This window comes from Pseudomonas sp. Sample_23, from assembly GCF_004307595.1.
In the GTDB taxonomy this organism is placed as follows: domain Bacteria; phylum Pseudomonadota; class Gammaproteobacteria; order Pseudomonadales; family Pseudomonadaceae; genus Aquipseudomonas; species Aquipseudomonas atacamensis.
The window spans coordinates 73,566-92,980 of the sequence record NZ_RCNX01000005.1; the positions used below are offsets into that span (position 1 = coordinate 73,566).

Here is a 19,415-nt window from a genome sequence, read left to right on the forward strand (position 1 = left end):
TCGCGAAGAGGCCAGCCCGGACAGCGAATGACTTACTGAATGATCAGGTTGTTGAACAACAGATCCTCAACAACAGGCTTGCCGGTCTCGTCATTCATGACCTGCTGGGTCTGCTTCAACGCTTCCTGACGCAGCTTTTCCTTGCCCTCGATGCTGCCCATCGCCTCGGTCGACTGCTGAGTGAACAACGCCACCAGCTGATTGCGGATCAGCGGCTCGTTGGCCTTGACCAGTTTGGTCGCCTCTTCGCCAGTTACGCGCAGGGCCACATCGGCCTTGTAGACCTTAAGCTTGGCGGTGCCGTCGAGGCCATAGTTGCCGACGAACGGCGGGCTCAGGGTGATGTAATTGACTTTCGGCGCCTCGCCTTCTTTGGCTTCTTCGGCCAGTGCTGCCACAGGCAGAGACAGGGCCAGCAACAACATGATCCACGCTTTCACAATTCGCTCCTTATCCGGTTTGCGGCCTAGCATAACGACCCGCCGCGCAAGCACAAGCTTATGGCTGACTATCAGGGCCGGGCATGCTCGTTGACCCGTTGATTCACACACCTACACTTATCGGCCATCACTCCCAAAGGAATAGCCCTGATGAAAGCCGTGCTGTGCAAAGCCTTCGGCCCTGCCGAATCGCTGGTGCTGGAAGACGTCGCCAGCCCTGTCGCCAAGAAGAATGAAATCCTGCTGGACGTGCACGCTGCCGGAGTCAATTTCCCGGACACGCTGATCATCGAGGGCAAATACCAGTTCAAACCGCCCTTCCCGTTTTCGCCAGGCGGTGAAGCGGCGGGCGTGGTGCGCGAAGTCGGGGAAAAGGTCAGCCATCTGAAAGTCGGCGACCGGGTCATGGCCCTGACTGGCTGGGGCAGTTTTGCCGAGCAGGTGGCGGTGCCGGGATACAACGTCCTGCCGATTCCGCCGTCGATGGATTTCAACGTCGCCGCTGCATTCAGCATGACCTACGGCACGTCGATGCATGCGCTCAAGCAACGCGCCAACCTGCAACCGGGGGAAACCCTACTGGTGCTCGGCGCATCCGGTGGTGTCGGCCTCGCCGCGGTGGAGATCGGCAAAGCCATGGGCGCCCGCGTGATCGCCGCCGCCAGCAGTGCCGAGAAACTCGCGGTGGCCAAGGCTGCCGGCGCCGATGAACTGATCAACTACAGCGAAGCCAGCCTCAAGGAAGAGATCAAACGCCTCACCGACGGCCAGGGCGCCGACGTGATCTACGACCCGGTCGGCGGCGACCTGTTCGACCAGGCCATCCGCGCCATCGCCTGGAACGGCCGCCTGCTGGTGGTCGGCTTCGCCAGCGGACGCATCCCCGAACTGCCGGTCAACCTCGCCCTGCTCAAAGGCGCGGCGGTGCTCGGCGTGTTCTGGGGCTCCTTTGCCCAGCGCCAACCCCAGGACAACGCAGCAAACTTCCAGCAGCTGTTCGCCTGGTTTGCCGAGGGCAAGCTGAAACCTCTGGTATCGCAGGTGTATCCGCTGAGCAATACCGCGCAGGCGATCGATGATCTCGGCCAGCGCAAGGCTGTGGGCAAGGTTGTCGTTCAGGTTCGTTAACAACATGGAGCGATCCGGAGCAACCATCCGGATCGCTTTAGCGTTGAGGTCTGCCTCTTCCATACGTCAAACCGCAGAAACCCACCCGAGCCACCATCCCCTCAGCGCCGCCTTCTTATCTCAGAGCGACATGTTCATAAAGGAACGCTCATCTGCCCAAATTTCCGCTGTTTTGCCGACGTGAAGCGATGCTATTTTCGGTAACGAAACTGTAACATTCGCATCCGCAGTCAAAACAAGAAAACTGGAGCTCTTGAATGTTTGCTTTCTTTCGTCCTGCCGCACATCAGGCTCCATTGCCTGAAGAAAAAATAGACAGCACCTACCGCCGCCTGCGCTGGCAGATCTTCGCCGGTATCTTTATCGGCTACGCCGGTTACTACCTGCTGCGCAAGAACTTCTCCCTGGCCATGCCGTACCTGATCGACGAAGGCTATAGCCGTGGCGACCTCGGCTTGGCGATGTCGGCGATCGCCATTGCGTATGGTTTGTCGAAGTTCCTCATGGGCCTGGTGTCCGACCGTTCCAACCCGCGCTTCTTCCTGCCGTTCGGTCTGCTGGTCTCGGCCGGGGTGATGTTCATTTTCGGTTTCGCGCCGTGGGCAACGTCCAGCGTGACGATGATGTTCATTCTCCTGTTCATCAACGGCTGGGCGCAGGGCATGGGCTGGCCGCCGAGCGGGCGGACCATGGTGCACTGGTGGTCGCAGAAGGAACGCGGCGGCGTGGTCTCGGTGTGGAACGTAGCGCATAACGTCGGCGGCGGTCTGATCGGCCCGCTGTTCCTGATCGGCATGGGCCTGTTCAATGACTGGCACGCGGCGTTCTACGTCCCGGCAGCGGTCGCGCTGGGCGTGGCGGTATTCGCCTTCATCACCATGCGTGACACCCCGCAATCAGTCGGCCTGCCGCCGATCGAGCAGTACAAGAACGATTACCCGGAAGGCTACGACGCCAGCCACGAAGACGAATTCAGCGCCAAGGAAATCTTCGTCAAATACGTGCTGCGCAACAAAATGCTCTGGTACATCGCTCTGGCCAACGTCTTCGTCTACTTGCTGCGCTACGGCGTGCTGGACTGGGCGCCGACGTACCTGAAGGAAGCCAAGGGCTTCACCGTGGATAAGACCTCGTGGGCCTATTTCTTCTACGAGTGGGCAGGCATCCCGGGCACGCTGCTGTGCGGCTGGATGTCGGACAAGATCTTCCGTGGCAACCGTGGCCTGACCGGCATGGTGTTCATGGCCCTGGTGACTGTCGCGACCCTGGTTTACTGGCTGAATCCGGCCGGCAACCCGATGGTCGACATGATCGCCCTGCTGTCGATCGGGTTCCTGATCTACGGTCCGGTGATGCTGATCGGCCTGCAAGCGCTGGAACTGGCGCCGAAGAAAGCCGCCGGTACCGCAGCGGGCTTCACCGGTCTGTTCGGTTATCTGGGGGGGTCGGTCGCGGCCAGTGCGGCGATGGGCTACACCGTTGACCACTTCGGCTGGGATGGCGGTTTCGTGCTGCTGGTCGGCGCTTGCCTGCTGGCGATGGCGTTCCTTGCGCCAACGCTGTGGCACAAGCAAGTCGCCAGTCAGAGCCGTGAAGCGGTCGCCTGATCGCTGTGTGATTTACAGCGCTTGAGCCGCGCCTCCAGATTGCGGTCTGGCATGGCGTGGCTGCGCAGGGCGTGCGCGGTCTGCTCGACATAATCGCGAGTGGTGCCGTAGCGCCCGCTGGCGCTGGCGAACACCTGGCTGAGCACATGATCCGGCAAGTTGCCGGCGTAGCTCGGCAGGTGGCGCTCCAGCACGAATCCCAAGGCCTGCACCTGAGTGCCATCTTCGAGCCGGCAATTGAGCCAGTGTGGGCGATACGAGGGAAACGGCATCTCACGTTTCCACAGGGCATACAGTGCGGTATCGAGATTGTCTTCCGGCAAGCGATAGGCAAAGCCACTGCATGAGCCGCCGCGATCCAGACCGAACACCAGGCCGGGCATTTCCGGCGTACCCCGATGCTCGTGGGACCACAGGTACAAGCCGCGATGGTAGCCATGCACGCGACCGCGCATGCGCTCGACTGCCGTGCATTCCGGGCGCCAGATCAGCGAACCATAAGCGAACAGCCACACCGGCCCGCCCTTGTGGCGCGCCATGGTCGATTGCATGGAAGCGAGAAGTTGTTCGTGCGTCAGCTGCGGCCCAAGATCGAGCCGCGGAGGGTAAGCCAGGTTCAGAATTGCGTTTTCAATGGCGCTCATGGCGAATAGCGTTCAGCTCCCCGCGGGTGAAGAATTACTTAATAGAACGCACCGCTGTAACAATAAGGCACATATGTTTTAAGGCAAATTAAGTGCCACTGCTTAATTGCCTGATCGATATATAACCTAGCGGTATTTGCCTAATTAGATAAATACCGATCGGCTATATACCAAGTTATAAGTCTCAGAAGCGCGGCGCATAGGCGAAGACGTCGGCGCGCATCTGATGCGCATCCATTCCTGCTTCGACCAGCGCGTCCAGCGTGCCGTAGACCATCGCCGGCGACCCGCTGGCATAGACATGTAGCGGTTTCAGATCAGGGAAATCCTCACAAACCGCCTCGTGCAACATCCCGCAGCGCCCTTCCCAGCCGCACTGGTCGCTGACCACTTTGTGCAGGAACAGATTGGGCAGCTTCAGCCATACGTCCCAGTGCTCGATCTGATAAAAATCTTCCGGGCGGCGTACGCCCCAATACAGATGCACTGGATGTTTGAAGCCTTCGGCTCGGCAATGTTCGATCAGACTGTGAATCTGGCCCATGCCGGTGCCGGCGGCGATCAACACCAGAGGACCGTCGGGTAGCTCCGCAAGATGTGTGTCGCCAAAGGGCAGCTCGACACGCACCATCGGGTTGCGTTGCAGCTGCTCGATCAGGCTCAACGCACTGGTTTCGCGCGCCAGCACATGGATTTCCAGATCACGCCCGCCGTGGGGTGCCGAGGCCATGGAGAACGCGGATTTCTCACCGCTCTCGCGCTCGATCATCAAATATTGCCCAGCGTGATAGCGCGGCGGCTTGCCCGCCGGTGCACGCAGACGCACGCGCCAGGTGTCGCCGCCGACCTCGCGGCACTCGATGACCTGACACGACAGGCTACGCACCGGCAGCTCACCCAGTGCGAGCACGCCATCCCACAACAGCACGCAGTCTTCCAGCGGTGCGGCGATGCAGGTGTAGAACTCGCCATGATCGTGGACTTTGCCGGCCTGTTTGACGCGGCCTTCGACCAGCAGCGCTGCACACACGTGGCAATTGCCGTTGCGGCAGCTTTGCGGGCAGTCATAGCCCAGGCGCCGCGCACCGTCGAGAATCCGCTCACCGGGCTGTATCTCGAGCACTGCTCCGGAAGGCTGCAGGGTTACACGCATCAATCTATTCCTAACTGATTCCAGATGGCATCGATCCGTTGGGTGACGGCGTCGTCCTTGACGATCACGCGGCCCCATTCGCGGGTGGTTTCGCCCGGCCACTTGTGGGTGGCATCCAGGCCCATTTTCGAGCCCAGGCCGGAAATCGGCGAAGCGAAGTCGAGGTAGTCGATCGGCGTGTTGTCGATCATCACCGTGTCGCGCTTGGGGTCCATGCGCGTGGTGATGGCCCAGATCACGTCGTTCCAGTCGCGGGCGTTGATATCGTCGTCAGTGACGATAACGAACTTGGTGTACATGAACTGTCGCAAAAACGACCAGACGCCGAGCATCACGCGCTTGGCATGCCCCGGATACGACTTCTTCATCGTCACCACGGCCATGCGGTACGAGCAGCCTTCCGGCGGCAGGTAGAAGTCGGTGATCTCCGGGAATTGCTTCTGCAGGATCGGCACGAACACTTCGTTCAGCGCCACGCCGAGAATCGCCGGCTCATCCGGCGGGCGGCCGGTGTAAGTGCTGTGATAGATCGGCTTGATCCGGTGGGTGATGCGCTCGACGGTGAACACCGGGAAGCTGTCGACTTCGTTGTAGTAACCGGTGTGGTCGCCATACGGGCCTTCGTCGGCCATTTCGCCGGGATGAATCACGCCTTCAAGGATGATTTCGGCGGTGGCCGGCACTTGCAGATCGTTGCCACGGCACTTGACCAGCTCGGTGCGGTTACCGCGCAAGAGCCCTGCAAAAGCATATTCGGAGAGGCTGTCCGGTACCGGCGTCACGGCACCGAGAATCGTTGCCGGATCGGCGCCAAGGGCTACGGACACCGGGAAAGGCTGACCCGGATGCTTCTCGCACCACTCGCGGAAGTCGAGAGCACCGCCACGATGGCTGAGCCAGCGCATGATCACCTTGTTGCGGCCAATCACTTGCTGGCGGTAGATACCGAGGTTCTGGCGTTCCTTGTTCGGGCCTTTGGTGACCGTCAGTCCCCACGTGATCAGTGGGCCGACGTCGCCGGGCCAGCAGGTCTGCACCGGCAACATCGCCAGATCGACGTCGTCGCCTTCGATGACCACTTCCTGACACACCGCGTCTTTGACCACTTTCGGCGCCATCGAAATGATCTTGCGGAAGATCGGCAGTTTCGACCACGCGTCCTTCAAGCCCTTCGGCGGCTCCGGCTCCTTGAGAAAGGCCAGCAGCTTGCCGATTTCGCGCAATTCGCTGACCGACTCGGCGCCCATGCCCATGGCCACACGCTCGGGGGTGCCGAACAGGTTGCCGAGCACCGGAATGTCGTAACCGGTGGGCTTCTCGAACAACAATGCCGGGCCTTTGGCCCGCAGCGTGCGGTCGCACACCTCAGTCATCTCCAGCACCGGCGAGACGGGAATCTGGATGCGTTTCAACTCTCCGCGCTGCTCAAGCTGCTGCACGAAATCCCGAAGATCCTTGAATTTCATTGACGATGGCACCCTCAAAATAGGCGTACATCCTACCTGCTCTGAGGAGCAAACAGCAGCCCGTCATTGCTCGATTGTGGCCCCCGCGCTGCGGCGAAGGCGCAGGCCTCGAACTCGGGAGTACGCTGCCGACGCCGCAAAATCGGCCCATCAACAGATATCCGTGATGGGCGCGAGATTTTTCGGGGCAAAAAAAACGCCCCCTTGCGGGAGCGTCCTTTGTTGAAACGCCAGCGTATTACTTGCGTTTCATCGACAAGAAGAACTCGTCGTTGGTCTTGGTCGTCTTCAGCTTGTCGACCAGGAACTCGATGGCGGCGACTTCGTCCATCGGGTGCAGCAGCTTGCGCAGAATCCACATGCGCTGCAGTTCGTCGTCGGCGGTCAGCAACTCTTCGCGGCGGGTGCCGGAGCGGTTGATGTTGATGGCCGGGAACACACGCTTCTCGGCGATCTTGCGATCCAGAGGCAGTTCCATGTTGCCGGTACCCTTGAACTCTTCGTAGATCACTTCGTCCATCTTCGAGCCGGTTTCAACCAGCGCGGTGGCGATAATGGTCAGCGAGCCGCCTTCTTCGATGTTACGCGCGGCACCGAAGAAACGCTTCGGCTTCTCGAGGGCGTGGGCATCGACACCACCGGTCAATACCTTGCCGGAGCTCGGGATCACGGTGTTGTAGGCACGGGCCAGACGGGTGATGGAATCGAGCAGGATCACCACGTCTTTCTTGTGCTCGACCAGGCGCTTGGCCTTCTCGATCACCATTTCAGCAACCTGCACGTGACGGGTCGGCGGCTCGTCAAAGGTCGAGGCAACCACTTCGCCGCGCACGGTGCGCTGCATTTCGGTCACTTCTTCCGGACGCTCGTCGATCAACAGCACGATCAGGTGAACTTCAGGATTGTTACGGGCGATGTTCGCTGCGATGTTCTGCAGCATGATCGTTTTACCGGCTTTCGGCGGTGCGACGATCAGACCACGCTGGCCTTTGCCGATCGGTGCACACAGGTCGATCACGCGACCGGTGAGGTCTTCGGTGGAACCGTTGCCGGCTTCCATCTTCATGCGCACCGTCGGGAACAGCGGCGTCAGGTTCTCGAAGAGAATCTTGTTTTTCGCGTTCTCCGGACGATCGAAGTTGATCGTGTCGACCTTGAGCAGGGCGAAATACCGCTCGCCTTCCTTCGGAGGGCGGATCTTGCCAACGATGGTGTCACCGGTGCGCAAGTTGAAGCGGCGGATCTGGCTCGGCGAGACGTAGATGTCGTCAGGGCCGGCGAGGTAGGAAGCGTCTGCGGAGCGCAGGAAGCCGAAGCCGTCCTGGAGAATCTCCAGCACGCCATCACCGGAGATTTCCTCGCCGCTTTTCGCGTGCTTTTTCAGCAGGGAGAAAATCACGTCCTGCTTGCGCGAACGGGCCATATTTTCTATGCCCATCTGTTCGGCCAATTCGAGCAGTTCGGTAATCGGCTTTTGCTTGAGTTCAGTCAGATTCATATAGGAATGACGTAATCATTTATGGAGGGGGGGAAATTAAGCTTTTGGCTTAATGAGGCCGCGCCGCGGAGAAGGCGACAGGATCGCGAACTAATTCGAAAAGGAGTGCGTCGGCGACGGCTAGCAGGGGGCATTGGAGAAACCAGTGCGGGGCCGAATGTACCACCTGAGTTTCGGAGCGTCTAGCCCTGAATACGCAAAAAGCCCCGCGATTTGCGGGGCTTTTTTTCAGCGTTTTACTGCGACGCTCAGATGTTGGCGTCGAGGAACGCCGCCAGCTGCGACTTCGACAGTGCGCCGACCTTGGTCGCTTCAACGTTGCCGTTCTTGAACAGCATCAGCGTCGGGATACCACGCACGCCATGCTTGGCCGGGGTTTCCTGGTTTTCGTCGATGTTCAGTTTGGCAACGGTCAGCTTGCCTTTGTAAGTCTCGGCAATCTCGTCCAGAACCGGTGCGATCATTTTGCAAGGGCCGCACCATTCAGCCCAGTAGTCGACCAGGACAGCGCCTTCGGCCTTGAGTACGTCGGCTTCGAAGCTAGCGTCGCTAACGTGTTTGATCAGATCGCTGCTCATGGAATTCTCCAGGTTGTAAGCAAAAAAACGTGGCCCATCATAGCCGCCCTTCCCTTGTTCAGGAAGCCGCAGATGATTGAGTGTTGCTATGGCCCTTGATGAGTTTGGGTATAGCTCAAGTCACGCCGTGGCGGGAGCGATGAAGGCGATTCCGGTACGCAGCGCGGCGTTGCGCACATGTTCCTGCATGGCTTTTTGCGCTGCTCCCGACGCACGGCGGGCCAGGGCACGGAGGATCTTGCGGTGTTCCTGCCAGGTTTCCATGGCGCGCTCGGCGCGGATGAACGGCAGTTTCTGGCTCTCGAGAAAGATCTCGGCGCTGGCGGTGAGAATGCTCAGCATCGCCTGATTACCGCTGGCAAGAAGGATGCGTCGGTGGAATTCGAAGTCGAGTTTCGCCGCTGCCTCAAAGTCGCCGAGCTTCAATTGCTCGCGCATGGCCGCAACGTTGTCTTCCAGCGCATCCAGATCGAACGTGCTCAACGTCACTGCCGCCAAACCTGCTGCAAACCCTTCGAGCGCATAGCGCAATTGAAAGATATCCAGCGGCGATGCCTGCGCCGCAAACGACCAGCCTGGCGCGTTGTCGCCGCGCGACAATTCGACCGGCGACTGCACGAACACGCCCTTGCCCGGCTGAATGCTGACCACGCCCAGTGCACTGAGCGACGACAGCGCTTCACGCAACGATGCCCGACTGACGCCCAGTTGCAGCGCCAGATCCCGTTGCGAAGGCAACGCGTCGCCGGCACCGAAGCCCTGTTCGGTGATCAGTTTGCGGATCGCTTGCAGCGCCACTTCGGGTACGGCGCGGGAGATCGAATTCATGATGTGCGGACGCGTCAGGGCCAAGATGCGGCTAGTTGTAAAGCTATTCGTCGAGTCCGGCAAGTCGTGCCCCAGCGGGGTTCGGCGCGCACTGCCGATGCGCCATCGCAGTGCGAAAACCGAGTTGACTGTTCAGACCAGTAAGACCGAACGAAGCCGCTGGTGCCGCGGCTTGCCGGGGCGAAATCCGCCTGTTGGCACGGCCCATGCTCTGTCCGATCGCAGCAACCACTTCCCGCCGATCCGGAGATTGTCCATGACCCAGCGTTACAGCGCCCTCCTCGCTTCCCTGTTTGCCGGCCTGCTGCTGTGCCAGGCCCCCGCTCACGCCGACGGTCTGGACGACGTGGTCAAACGCGGCACGCTGAAAGTTGCCGTGCCCCAGGACTTCCCGCCGTTCGGCTCGGTCGGCCCGGACATGAAGCCGCGCGGCCTGGATATCGACACGGCGAAACTGCTCGCTGACCAACTCAAGGTCAAACTTGAACTGACCCCGGTCAACAGCACCAACCGCATCCCGTTCCTCACCACCGGCAAAGTCGATCTGGTGATTTCCAGCCTCGGCAAAAACCCCGAGCGTGAGAAAGTCATCGACTTCTCCCGCGCCTATGCGCCGTTCTACCTCGCCGTGTTCGGCCCGCCAGACGCTGCGATCACCAGCCTCGACGACCTCAAGGGCAAGACCATCAGCGTCACCCGTGGCGCCATCGAAGACATCGAGCTGAGCAAAGTCGCCCCCGAAGGCGTGACCATCAAACGTTTCGAAGACAACAACTCGACCATCGCCGCTTATCTGGCAGGGCAAGTCGATCTGATCGCCAGCGGCAACGTGGTGATGGTGGCCATCAGCGAGAAGAATCCCAAGCGCGTGCCGGCGCTGAAGGTGAAGCTCAAGGATTCGCCGGTCTACGTCGGTGTGAACAAGAACGAAGCGGCGCTGCTGACCAAGGTCAACGACATCCTCAACACCGCCAAGGCTGACGGCGCACTGGAAAAGAACTCGCAGACCTGGCTGAAAGAGCCGCTGCCGGCCGATCTCTGATCGACTGCGCGGGAGACCTTCATGGCTTATCAGTTCGATTTTTTGCCGGTGGTGGAAAACACCGACCTGCTGCTGCGCGGCGCTTTGTTCACGCTGGAGCTGACCGCCATCGGCGCGCTGCTCGGGGTCGGCGTCGGGATTGTCGGGGCGCTGGTGCGGGCGTGGCAGATCCGCCCGTTCTCGGCGATCTTCGGCGTCTACGTCGAGTTGATCCGCAACACGCCGTTTCTGGTGCAACTGTTCTTCATCTTCTTCGGCCTGCCGTCGCTCGGCGTGCAGATTTCCGAATGGCAGGCGGCGGTGCTGGCGATGGTGATCAACCTTGGCGCCTATTCGACCGAGATCATCCGCGCCGGCATCCAGGCGATTCCGCGCGGGCAGCTGGAAGCGGCAGCGGCACTGGCGATGACCCGCTTCGAAGCGTTCCGCCACGTCGTCCTGCTGCCGGCGCTGGGCAAGGTCTGGCCGGCGCTGAGCAGCCAGATCATCATTGTCATGCTCGGTTCGGCGGTGTGTTCGCAGATCGCCACGGAAGAATTGAGCTTCGCCGCCAACTTCATTCAGTCACGCAACTTCCGCGCCTTTGAAACCTACGCGCTGACTACCCTGATCTACCTGTGCATGGCGCTGCTGATCCGCCAATTGCTCAACTGGTTCGGCCGGCGGTTCATTGCGAGGAGCAGCCAATGAGCGATTTCACTTTCTGGGACATCCTGCGCAACCTGCTCACCGGCCTGCAATGGACGCTGGCGCTGTCGCTGGTGGCATTCATCGGCGGCGGCCTCGTCGGCCTGCTGATTCTGGTGATGCGCATCTCCAAGAACACGCTGCCCAGCAGCATCGCCCGCACCTGGATCGAGCTGTTTCAGGGCACGCCACTGTTGATGCAGCTGTTTCTGGTGTTCTTCGGTGTGGCGCTGGCCGGGATCGAGATTTCGCCGTGGATGGCCGCCGCGATCGCTTTGACCTTGTTCACCAGCGCCTATCTGGCGGAGATCTGGCGCGGTTGCGTCGAGGCTATTCCCCACGGTCAGTGGGAAGCTTCGTCGAGCCTGGCGCTCAATCCGCTGGAGCAGTTGCGCTACGTGATCCTGCCGCAAGCGCTGCGCATCGCCGTGGCGCCGACCGTGGGCTTCTCGGTGCAAGTGGTCAAAGGCACAGCGGTGACCTCGATCATCGGCTTCACCGAACTGACCAAGACCGGCGGCATGCTCGCCAACGCCACGTTCGAACCGTTCATGGTCTACGGCCTCGTCGCCCTCGGCTACTTCCTGCTCTGCTACCCCTTGTCCCTCAGTGCGCGCTACCTGGAAAGGAGACTGCATGCCTCTGCTTAGAATTTCCGCCCTGCATAAATACTACGGCGATCACCACGTACTCAAAGGCATCGACCTCAGCGTCGAGGAAGGCCAGATCGTGGCGATCATCGGCCGCAGCGGCTCGGGCAAATCGACTCTGTTGCGCACACTCAACGGCCTGGAGTCGATCAACGACGGCGTGATCGAAGTCGACGGCGAATACCTCGACGCCGCCCGCGCTGATCTGCGCAGCCTGCGACAGAAGGTCGGCATGGTCTTCCAGCAGTTCAACCTGTTCCCGCACCTGACCGTCGGGGAGAACGTCATGCTCGCGCCGCAAGTGGTGCAGAAAGTACCCAAGGCCAAGGCTGTCGAACTGGCGCGGGAAATGCTCGAGCGAGTCGGGCTCGGGGAGAAATTCGATGCCTTTCCGGATCGTCTGTCCGGCGGGCAGCAACAGCGGGTGGCGATTGCCCGGGCCTTGGCGATGTCGCCGAAGGTGCTGCTGTGCGATGAAATCACTTCGGCACTGGACCCGGAACTGGTCAATGAAGTGCTCAGCGTGGTTCGGCAACTGGCCAAGGAAGGCATGACGCTGATCATGGTCACCCACGAGATGCGCTTTGCCCGGGAAGTCGGCGATAAATTGGTCTTCATGCACCATGGCAAGGTGCACGAGGTGGGCGATCCGAAGGTATTGTTTGCCAATCCGCAGACGGCGGAGCTGGCGAACTTTATTGGCACGGTGGAGGCGACAGCCTGAAGATTTTCTGAGGCAGTGATGCCCTCTTCGCGAGCAGGCTCGCTCCCACAGGGGAATGCGCTCATCTGTGGGAGCGAGCCTGCTCGCGAATGGCCGCGCCGCGATCCCCAGACTTTCTGCGCTGAATCAACGGTTTGAACCATGCGCGTTGGCGCCAGCGTTTGATCGTGGCACGATGTCGGGGTTATCGACCGAGACCCCCTGACCATGCCGCAATCCCAAGCCAAGAATCTGTCCCTGATCGCCGCAATCGACCTGGGCTCCAACAGCTTTCACATGGTCGTGGCCAAGGCCCAGAACGGCGAAATCCGCATTCTCGAACGCCTCGGCGAGAAGGTGCAACTGGCCGCCGGCATCGATGACGCGCGCCAGCTCAACGAAGAATCGATGCAGCGCGGCCTCGATTGCCTCAAGCGCTTTGCCCAACTGATCAACGGTATGCCGCTCGGCGCCGTGCGCATCGTCGGCACCAACGCCCTGCGTGAAGCGCGCAATCGTGGCGAATTCATCCGCCGCGCCGAAGAAATCCTCGGCCACACGGTAGAAGTCATCTCCGGCCGTGAAGAAGCGCGCCTGATCTATCTCGGCGTTTCGCACACGCTCGCCGATACCCCAGGCAAACGTTTGGTCGCCGACATCGGCGGCGGCAGTACTGAATTCATCATCGGCCAGCGCTTCGAGCCGTTGCTGCGCGAAAGCCTGCAAATGGGCTGCGTGAGTTTCACCCAGCGCTATTTCAAGGACGGCAAGATCACTCCGGCCCGCTACGCCCAGGCCTACACGGCGGCGCGCCTGGAGATCATGAGCATCGAGCACGCCCTGCATCGCCTGACCTGGGATGAAGCCATTGGCTCCTCCGGTACGATTCGCGCCATCGGTCTGGCCCTGAAGGCCGGCGGCCACGGCAGCGGCGAGGTCAACGCCGAAGGCCTGGCGTGGCTCAAGCGCAAACTGTTCAAGCTGGGCGACGCCGACAAGATCGATTTCGAAGGCATCAAGCCTGACCGCCGCGCGATCTTCCCGGCGGGCCTGGCGATTCTCGAAGCGATCTTCGACGCCCTCGAACTGCAACGCATGGATCATTGCGAAGGCGCGCTGCGTGAAGGCGTGCTCTACGACCTGCTCGGCCGCCATCATCACGAAGACGTGCGCGAACGCACCCTGACCTCGCTGATGGAGCGCTATCACGTCGATCTGGAACAGGCGGCGCGGGTCGAGCGCAAGGCCCTGCACGCGTTCGATCAGGTCGCCGTCGACTGGGAGCTGGATGACGGTATCTGGCGCGAACTGCTCGGCTGGGCGGCGAAAGTGCACGAAGTCGGCCTCGACATCGCTCACTATCACTACCACAAGCACGGTGCCTACCTGATCGAGCACTCCGATCTGGCCGGCTTCTCGCGAGAAGATCAGCAGATGCTCGCGCTATTGGTGCGCGGGCACCGGCGCAATATTCCCAAGGACAAGTTCGCCGAATTCGGCGATGACGGCATCAAGCTGATTCGCCTGTGCGTGCTGCTGCGGTTTGCGATTCTGTTCCACCACATTCGCGGGACACAGGCGATGCCGCAGGTGGCGCTGCATGCGAGTGGCGATCATCTCGATGTGGAATTCCCGGAGAACTGGCTGGATGAAAATCAGCTGACCCAGGCGGATTTCGGGCTTGAGGCGGACTGGTTGACGCGGGTGGGGATTGTTCTCACGGTGCACTGAGTAACTGGCTGGCACAAAAAAGGCGATCCGTTAGGATCGCCTTTTTATTGGGTTTGTTTGAGAGCGGCGGTGTAGCTCTCCCCTCACCCCAGCCCTCTCCCGAGGGAGAGGGAGCCGATTTGTACTAGCGTTGAGGCCAGAGTTCGATCAGGTATTTCAGGTCAGTGTATGACGCGAGACACCTCGGTCAGTCCCCTCTCCCTCTGGGAGAGGGTTAGGGTGAGGGGCTTTTGACTTTCAGCTCTCAGCTGCTCACCGGCAATATCGGGCTGCCCAACCGCTCCAGCAACGTCGCCTGCGCACTGCGCGGGTTCTGGTTGCCGGTTGGCGTGTTGCGAATGTAGCGGCCGTCCGACTGCAGACTCCAGCTGTGGGTGTTGTCGGTCAGGTACAGCTCCAGCTCCTTCTTGACCCGAGTCAGCAATTTCTTGCCTTCCACCGGGAAGCAGGTCTCGACGCGCTTGTCGAGGTTGCGCTCCATCCAGTCGGCGCTGGAGAGGAACATCTGCTCGTCGCCGCCGTTGAGGAAGTAGAACACCCGCGTGTGCTCGAGGAAGCGGCCGATGATCGAGCGCACATGAATGTTGTGCGAAACCCCAGCGATGCCCGGACGCAGGCAGCACATGCCGCGCACCACCAGATCGATGCGCACGCCGGACTGGCTGGCCTTGTACAGCGCGCGGATGATCTTCGGATCGGTCAGCGAGTTGAACTTGGCGATGATGTGCGCCGGTTTGCCTTCGAGGGCGAACTGGGTTTCGCGGGCAATCATGTCGAGCATGCCCTTCTTCAGGGTGAACGGCGCATGCAGCAGCTTTTTCATGCGCAGCGTCTTGCCCATGCCGATCAACTGGCTGAACAGTTTGCCGACGTCTTCGCACAAAGCGTCGTCGGAGGTCAGCAGGCTGTAGTCGGTGTAAAGCTTGGCGTTACCGGCGTGGTAGTTGCCGGTACCGAGGTGCGCGTAGCGGACGATTTCGCCAGCCTCACGGCGCAGGATCAGCATCATCTTGGCGTGGGTTTTGAAGCCGACCACGCCGTAGATCACCACCGCACCGGCCGCTTGCAGACGGCTGGCCAGTTGCAGGTTGGATTCTTCGTCGAAGCGCGCGCGCAGCTCGATCACCGCAGTGACTTCCTTGCCGTTACGCGCGGCATCCACCAGCGCATCGACGATCTCGGAGTTGGCGCCGGAGCGGTACAGGGTTTGCCGTACGGCGAGCACGTGCGGGTCTTTCGCGGCCTGACGCAGCAGGTCGACCACCGGGGTGAACGACTCGAACGGGTGCAGCAGGAGGATGTCCTGCTTGCTGACCACACTGAAGATGTTTTCGCTGTTTTGCAGCAGTTTCGGGATCTGCGGGGTGAACGGCGTGTATTGCAGCTCCGGATGGCTGTCCAGACCGGTGATGCTGAACAGGCGCGTCAGGTTGACCGGGCCGTTGACCTGATACAGCTCGGTCTCGCTCAGGTTGAACTGCTTGAGCAGATAGTCCGAGAGGTGTTTCGGGCAAGTGTCGGCGACTTCCAGACGCACCGCGTCACCGTAGCGCCGCGAGAACAACTCGCCACGCAGAGCGCGGGCCAAGTCTTCGACATCTTCGGAATCGAGCGCCAGGTCGGCGTTTCGGGTCAGACGGAACTGGTAGCAGCCTTTGACCTTCATGCCCTGGAACAGGTCATCGGCGTGGGCGTGGATCATCGACGACAGGAACACATAGTTGTCGCCGGCGCCGCCGACTTCTTCCGGCACCTTGATGATCCGGGGCAGCAGACGCGGCGCCGGAATGATCGCCAGACCGGAGTCGCGACCGAAGGCGTCGATGCCTTCGAGCTCGACGATGAAGTTCAGGCTCTTGTTCACCAGCAGCGGGAACGGGTGCGTCGGGTCGAGGCCGATCGGGGTGATGATCGGCGCGATCTCGTCGCGGAAATAGCGGCGGACCCAGGTCTTGAGCTTGGTCGTCCAGTTGCGCCGACGGATGAAGCGCACCTGATGCTTTTCCAGCTCCGGCAGGAGGATGTCGTTGAGGATCGCGTACTGGCGGTCAACGTGACCGTGAACCAGTTCGCTGATCCGCGCCAGCGCCTGATGCGGCTGCAAGCCGTCAGCGCCGGCCTGTTCGCGGGCAAAAGTGATCTGCTTTTTCAGCCCGGCGACGCGAATTTCGAAGAATTCGTCGAGGTTGCTGGAGAAGATCAGCAGGAACTTCAGCCGCTCCAGCAACGGGTAGGACTCGTCCAGCGCCTGTTCCAGCACGCGGATGTTGAACTGCAATTGCGAAAGCTCGCGGTGGATGTACAGGCTGCTGTCATCCAGGCCGGGAATGGCGATCGCCGGTACCGCCACAGCGGTTTCGGCAACCGGCGCGGGTGGCGCAGGCTCCAGTTCCGGCGGGGTTTCGGTGATTTGCTCGACCACCGGCTGAGCTTCTTTTACGGCAACTTCAGTGAGTCCTTCGGTATTCATGGAATGTTCCTGGGAGGGCTATTTCTGCTCTCGTAACAATTGAGCGGCACGAACGGCAAAGTAAGTCAGGATGCCATCTGCACCGGCACGTTTAAAGGCGGTCAGTGACTCGAGGATCACCGCTTCGCTCAACCAGCCATTCTGGATAGCGGCCATGTGCATGGCGTATTCGCCACTGACCTGATAGACGAAGGTCGGCACCTTGAAGGCATCTTTGACGCGAAAAAGAATGTCCAGGTAGGGCATGCCCGGCTTGACCATGACCATGTCCGCACCTTCGGACAAGTCGGCACCGACTTCGTGCAGCGCTTCGTCGCTGTTGGCCGGGTCCATCTGATAAGAAGCCTTGTTGGCCTTGCCGAGGTTCGACGCCGAACCCACAGCATCGCGGAAAGGCCCGTAGTAGGCGCTGGCATACTTGGCCGAGTAGGCCATGATGCGCACGTTGACGTGACCTGCAATTTCCAGGGCCTCACGAATCGCCTGGATGCGACCGTCCATCATGTCCGACGGCGCCACCACCTGCGCGCCGGCTTCGGCATGGGACAGCGCCTGACGCACCAGCGCATCGACAGTGATGTCGTTCTGCACGTAGCCGTCTTCGTCGAGAATGCCGTCCTGACCGTGGGTGGTGAACGGATCCAGCGCGACGTCAGTGATCACGCCCAGCTCCGGGAAACGCTCGCGCAGGGCGCGAGTGGCGCGCTGGGCGATGCCTTCGGGATTCCAGGCTTCGGCGGCATCGAGGGATTTCAGCTCAGGCGGGGTGACCGGGAACAGAGCCAGCGCCGGAATGCCCAGCTCGACCCATTTCGCCGCTTCTTCAAGCAGCAGATCAATGGTCAGTCGCTCGACGCCCGGCATCGAGGCCACGGCTTCGCGGCGGTTTTCACCGTCGAGCACGAACACTGGCAGAATCAGGTCATCGACCGTCAATACGTTTTCACGCACCAGGCGCCGCGAAAAATCATCACGACGATTGCGGCGCAGACGAGTGGCTGGGAACAGACGATTGGCGGGGGTAAAGCTCACGGCAGACTCCTGAGCCCGGGCAAACGGGCGAGCGTGACAGTTATAGACGGCCATTATGACCAACAGATGACAGTTATGTGTGCTCTGTGACAGGTAGCCGCAATCCATTGTCGATGTAGGAAATGTTCACGTCGAGACACATTTGGACACTTTCATGAATGTGCCCGAAGGGTTAGGCTGCGCGTTCATTTCGCCAGCACCCAGACAATGCTCCAACAATTTCTGCACGACTTTGGCTACTTTGCCTTGTTTCTCGGCACGTTCTTCGAAGGCGAAACCATTCTGGTGCTCGCAGGCTTCCTTGCGTTCCGTGGATACATGGACATCAACCTGGTGGTGGTCGTGGCGTTCTTCGGCAGTTATGCCGGTGATCAGCTGTGGTACTTCCTGGGGCGCAAGCACGGGCGCAAATTGCTTGCGCGCAAACCGCGCTGGCAGATGATGGGTGACCGCGCACTGGAGCACATCCGTAAACATCCGGACATCTGGGTCCTGAGCTTCCGCTTCGTTTATGGCCTGCGCACGGTGATGCCGGTGGCGATCGGCCTGTCCGGTTATCCACCGGGACGTTACCTGCTGCTCAACGGCATCGGCGCGGCGATCTGGGCCACCGCCCTGGCTGCGGCGGCTTACCACTTCGGCGCAGTGCTGGAAGGCATGCTCGGCAGCATCAAGAAGTACGAGCTGTGGGTGCTCGGCGCCTTGCTGATCCTCGGCCTGGGCCTGTGGCTGCGGCGCCGCTTCAAGAATGCGCAACTGGCGAAGAAAATCTATCAGGACGAGCAGCTCGCCAAGGCCGCCGAGGCAGAGCAGTTGCGCCAGGCCGAAGCGACCCCTCCTCCCGGCCCGAAAACGCCAGCCGAATAAGCCATTCGCTGGCGGCTGCCACGCGCAGCCCAGGCAAATAATGAACACCCCGCCGCCGTTGCGATCCATTGAGAGAGCGCTCTGCCCCCGCGCGCGTCAGCCATGCCCCTATGGCCACGCGCGACGATTTGAGGGACATTGAGCGCCATGAATCTGGAGAGAAGCCCATGAGCAAAAAAGTTGCAGTGATCCTGTCCGGCAGTGGCGTGTACGACGGCGCCGAAATCCAGGAAAGTGTCATCACCCTGCTGCGCCTCGACCAGCGCGGCGCGCAGGTGCGGTGCTTCGCGCCAAACATCGCGCAATTGCATGTGATCAACCACCTGACCGGCGAAGAAATGCCGGAATCGCGCAACGTGCTGGTGGAGTCGGCGCGCATTGCCCGGGGCAACGTCAAGGATATCCGCGATGCCGACGTCGAGGACTTCGACGCACTGATCGTGCCCGGCGGTTTCGGCGCGGCGAAGAACCTGTCGAACTTCGCCATCGAAGGCGCCGGCTGCACCGTGCAACCCGAAGTGCTGGCCCTGGCCGAAGCATTTGCCGAAGCGGGCAAACCGGTCGGGCTGATCTGCATCTCCCCGGCGCTGGCGGCGAAAATCTATGGCCCGGGCGTGACCTGCACCATCGGCAACGACGCCGACACCGCTGCGGCCATGAACAAGATGGGCGCCACCCACGAAGAATGCGCCGTCACCGAAATCGTCGAAGACAAGGCGCGCAAACTGGTCACCACCCCGGCGTACATGCTGGCGCAGACCATCAGTGAAGCGGCTTCGGGGATCAACAAACTGGTCGACCGCGTGCTCGAACTGACTCACGAAAACGACGCTTGAAATCAAAAGATCGCAGCCTTCGGCAGCTCCTTGTATCTCGACTAACGCTCCGTCA

At 60.8% G+C, this 19,415-nt stretch carries 18 protein-coding genes; 9 read left to right on the plus strand and 9 right to left on the minus strand.

Annotated features, from left to right (window positions below; genetic code table 11):
- Positions 1 to 32: 32 nt before the first annotated feature.
- Positions 33 to 440: a flagellar basal body-associated protein FliL gene (locus D8U82_RS01150; RefSeq protein WP_056791694.1), complete on the minus strand. Its 408-nt coding sequence runs from the start codon at positions 438 to 440 to the stop codon at positions 33 to 35.
- A 150-nt stretch (positions 441 to 590) separates the two neighbouring features.
- Between D8U82_RS01150 and D8U82_RS01155 the strand changes: the two genes are divergently transcribed.
- Entirely contained in the window at positions 591 to 1,568 is a 978-nt protein-coding gene (locus D8U82_RS01155; RefSeq protein ID WP_130901502.1) for an NADPH:quinone oxidoreductase family protein, read from the plus strand.
- Between the two features lie 257 nt (positions 1,569 to 1,825).
- Positions 1,826 to 3,175 carry a glycerol-3-phosphate transporter gene (gene glpT, locus D8U82_RS01160; protein ID WP_024014747.1) on the plus strand — a complete coding sequence of 450 codons (1,350 nt, stop codon included), beginning with the start codon at positions 1,826 to 1,828 and terminating at the stop codon, positions 3,173 to 3,175.
- On the opposite strand, the gene D8U82_RS01165 is transcribed toward glpT, so the two are convergent.
- From D8U82_RS01165 to D8U82_RS01190, 6 genes are all read right to left on the minus strand, one after another.
- Positions 3,151 to 3,819, minus strand: a complete 669-nt coding sequence (locus D8U82_RS01165; protein ID WP_024014748.1) for a gamma-glutamylcyclotransferase — start codon at positions 3,817 to 3,819, stop codon at positions 3,151 to 3,153. The two genes, glpT and D8U82_RS01165, sit on opposite strands and share 25 nt — an antisense overlap.
- 184 nt (positions 3,820 to 4,003) lie before the next feature.
- Positions 4,004 to 4,972, minus strand: coding sequence for a CDP-6-deoxy-delta-3,4-glucoseen reductase (locus D8U82_RS01170; RefSeq protein ID WP_130901503.1), 969 nt, complete (start codon positions 4,970 to 4,972; stop codon positions 4,004 to 4,006).
- Positions 4,972 to 6,438, minus strand: coding sequence for a 4-hydroxy-3-polyprenylbenzoate decarboxylase (gene ubiD, locus D8U82_RS01175; protein ID WP_039757427.1), 1,467 nt, complete (start codon positions 6,436 to 6,438; stop codon positions 4,972 to 4,974). The genes D8U82_RS01170 and ubiD overlap by 1 nt, the downstream gene beginning before the upstream one ends.
- A gap of 238 nt (positions 6,439 to 6,676) precedes the next feature.
- Positions 6,677 to 7,936 (minus strand): transcription termination factor Rho, encoded by a 1,260-nt coding sequence (rho, locus tag D8U82_RS01180; protein ID WP_003229334.1) that lies wholly within the window; start codon positions 7,934 to 7,936, stop codon positions 6,677 to 6,679.
- 248 nt (positions 7,937 to 8,184) lie between these two features.
- Positions 8,185 to 8,514 carry a thioredoxin TrxA gene (gene trxA, locus D8U82_RS01185; protein WP_003206727.1) on the minus strand — a complete coding sequence of 110 codons (330 nt, stop codon included), beginning with the start codon at positions 8,512 to 8,514 and terminating at the stop codon, positions 8,185 to 8,187.
- Positions 8,515 to 8,634: 120 nt separating this feature from the next.
- On the minus strand, positions 8,635 to 9,342 hold the full coding sequence (locus D8U82_RS01190; RefSeq protein ID WP_073471078.1) for a FadR/GntR family transcriptional regulator: 708 nt from the start codon (positions 9,340 to 9,342) through the stop codon (positions 8,635 to 8,637).
- Between the two features lie 256 nt (positions 9,343 to 9,598).
- Between D8U82_RS01190 and D8U82_RS01195 the strand changes: the two genes are divergently transcribed.
- The 5 genes from D8U82_RS01195 (at position 9,599) to ppx (ending at position 14,155) form a co-directional block, all read left to right on the plus strand.
- On the plus strand, positions 9,599 to 10,384 hold the full coding sequence (locus D8U82_RS01195; protein ID WP_123441794.1) for a transporter substrate-binding domain-containing protein: 786 nt from the start codon (positions 9,599 to 9,601) through the stop codon (positions 10,382 to 10,384).
- A 21-nt stretch (positions 10,385 to 10,405) separates the two neighbouring features.
- Positions 10,406 to 11,074, plus strand: coding sequence for an amino acid ABC transporter permease (locus D8U82_RS01200; RefSeq protein WP_122612308.1), 669 nt, complete (start codon positions 10,406 to 10,408; stop codon positions 11,072 to 11,074).
- Complete coding sequence (locus tag D8U82_RS01205; protein ID WP_016772621.1) at positions 11,071 to 11,721, plus strand: amino acid ABC transporter permease; 651 nt, start codon at positions 11,071 to 11,073, stop codon at positions 11,719 to 11,721. Before D8U82_RS01200 ends, D8U82_RS01205 begins: the two co-directional genes overlap by 4 nt.
- Entirely contained in the window at positions 11,708 to 12,445 is a 738-nt protein-coding gene (locus D8U82_RS01210) for an amino acid ABC transporter ATP-binding protein (RefSeq protein WP_130901504.1), read from the plus strand. Before D8U82_RS01205 ends, D8U82_RS01210 begins: the two co-directional genes overlap by 14 nt.
- 207 nt (positions 12,446 to 12,652) lie before the next feature.
- Positions 12,653 to 14,155 carry an exopolyphosphatase gene (gene ppx, locus D8U82_RS01215; RefSeq protein WP_076564507.1) on the plus strand — a complete coding sequence of 501 codons (1,503 nt, stop codon included), beginning with the start codon at positions 12,653 to 12,655 and terminating at the stop codon, positions 14,153 to 14,155.
- Between the two features lie 244 nt (positions 14,156 to 14,399).
- Here ppx and ppk1 read toward each other — a convergent pair whose 3' ends face one another.
- Together ppk1 and hemB are read right to left on the minus strand one after the other, a co-directional pair.
- Positions 14,400 to 16,625, minus strand: a complete 2,226-nt coding sequence (ppk1, locus tag D8U82_RS01220; protein ID WP_016772619.1) for a polyphosphate kinase 1 — start codon at positions 16,623 to 16,625, stop codon at positions 14,400 to 14,402.
- An 18-nt stretch (positions 16,626 to 16,643) separates the two neighbouring features.
- Complete coding sequence (gene hemB / locus D8U82_RS01225) at positions 16,644 to 17,657, minus strand: porphobilinogen synthase (protein WP_041476908.1); 1,014 nt, start codon at positions 17,655 to 17,657, stop codon at positions 16,644 to 16,646.
- A gap of 207 nt (positions 17,658 to 17,864) precedes the next feature.
- On the opposite strand from hemB, the gene D8U82_RS01230 reads away from it, so the two are divergent.
- Entirely contained in the window at positions 17,865 to 18,524 is a 660-nt protein-coding gene (locus D8U82_RS01230) for a DedA family protein (RefSeq protein WP_130889087.1), read from the plus strand.
- 167 nt (positions 18,525 to 18,691) lie between these two features.
- Entirely contained in the window at positions 18,692 to 19,360 is a 669-nt protein-coding gene (gene elbB, locus D8U82_RS01235; RefSeq protein ID WP_130901505.1) for an isoprenoid biosynthesis glyoxalase ElbB, read from the plus strand.
- Positions 19,361 to 19,415 lie beyond the last annotated feature (55 nt).

Coding starts and splice junctions, on each gene's coding strand:
- D8U82_RS01155 (WP_130901502.1), top strand. CDS start 591: ATGAAAGCCGTGCTGTGCAAAGCCTTCGGCCCTGCCGAATCGCTGGTG.
- glpT (WP_024014747.1), top strand. CDS start 1,826: ATGTTTGCTTTCTTTCGTCCTGCCGCACATCAGGCTCCATTGCCTGAA.
- D8U82_RS01165 (WP_024014748.1), bottom strand. CDS start 3,819: ATGAGCGCCATTGAAAACGCAATTCTGAACCTGGCTTACCCTCCGCGG.
- D8U82_RS01170 (WP_130901503.1), bottom strand. CDS start 4,972: ATGCGTGTAACCCTGCAGCCTTCCGGAGCAGTGCTCGAGATACAGCCC.
- ubiD (WP_039757427.1), bottom strand. CDS start 6,438: ATGAAATTCAAGGATCTTCGGGATTTCGTGCAGCAGCTTGAGCAGCGC.
- rho (WP_003229334.1), bottom strand. CDS start 7,936: ATGAATCTGACTGAACTCAAGCAAAAGCCGATTACCGAACTGCTCGAA.
- trxA (WP_003206727.1), bottom strand. CDS start 8,514: ATGAGCAGCGATCTGATCAAACACGTTAGCGACGCTAGCTTCGAAGCC.
- D8U82_RS01190 (WP_073471078.1), bottom strand. CDS start 9,342: ATGAATTCGATCTCCCGCGCCGTACCCGAAGTGGCGCTGCAAGCGATC.
- D8U82_RS01195 (WP_123441794.1), top strand. CDS start 9,599: ATGACCCAGCGTTACAGCGCCCTCCTCGCTTCCCTGTTTGCCGGCCTG.
- D8U82_RS01200 (WP_122612308.1), top strand. CDS start 10,406: ATGGCTTATCAGTTCGATTTTTTGCCGGTGGTGGAAAACACCGACCTG.
- D8U82_RS01205 (WP_016772621.1), top strand. CDS start 11,071: ATGAGCGATTTCACTTTCTGGGACATCCTGCGCAACCTGCTCACCGGC.
- D8U82_RS01210 (WP_130901504.1), top strand. CDS start 11,708: ATGCCTCTGCTTAGAATTTCCGCCCTGCATAAATACTACGGCGATCAC.
- ppx (WP_076564507.1), top strand. CDS start 12,653: ATGCCGCAATCCCAAGCCAAGAATCTGTCCCTGATCGCCGCAATCGAC.
- ppk1 (WP_016772619.1), bottom strand. CDS start 16,625: ATGAATACCGAAGGACTCACTGAAGTTGCCGTAAAAGAAGCTCAGCCG.
- D8U82_RS01230 (WP_130889087.1), top strand. CDS start 17,865: ATGCTCCAACAATTTCTGCACGACTTTGGCTACTTTGCCTTGTTTCTC.
- elbB (WP_130901505.1), top strand. CDS start 18,692: ATGAGCAAAAAAGTTGCAGTGATCCTGTCCGGCAGTGGCGTGTACGAC.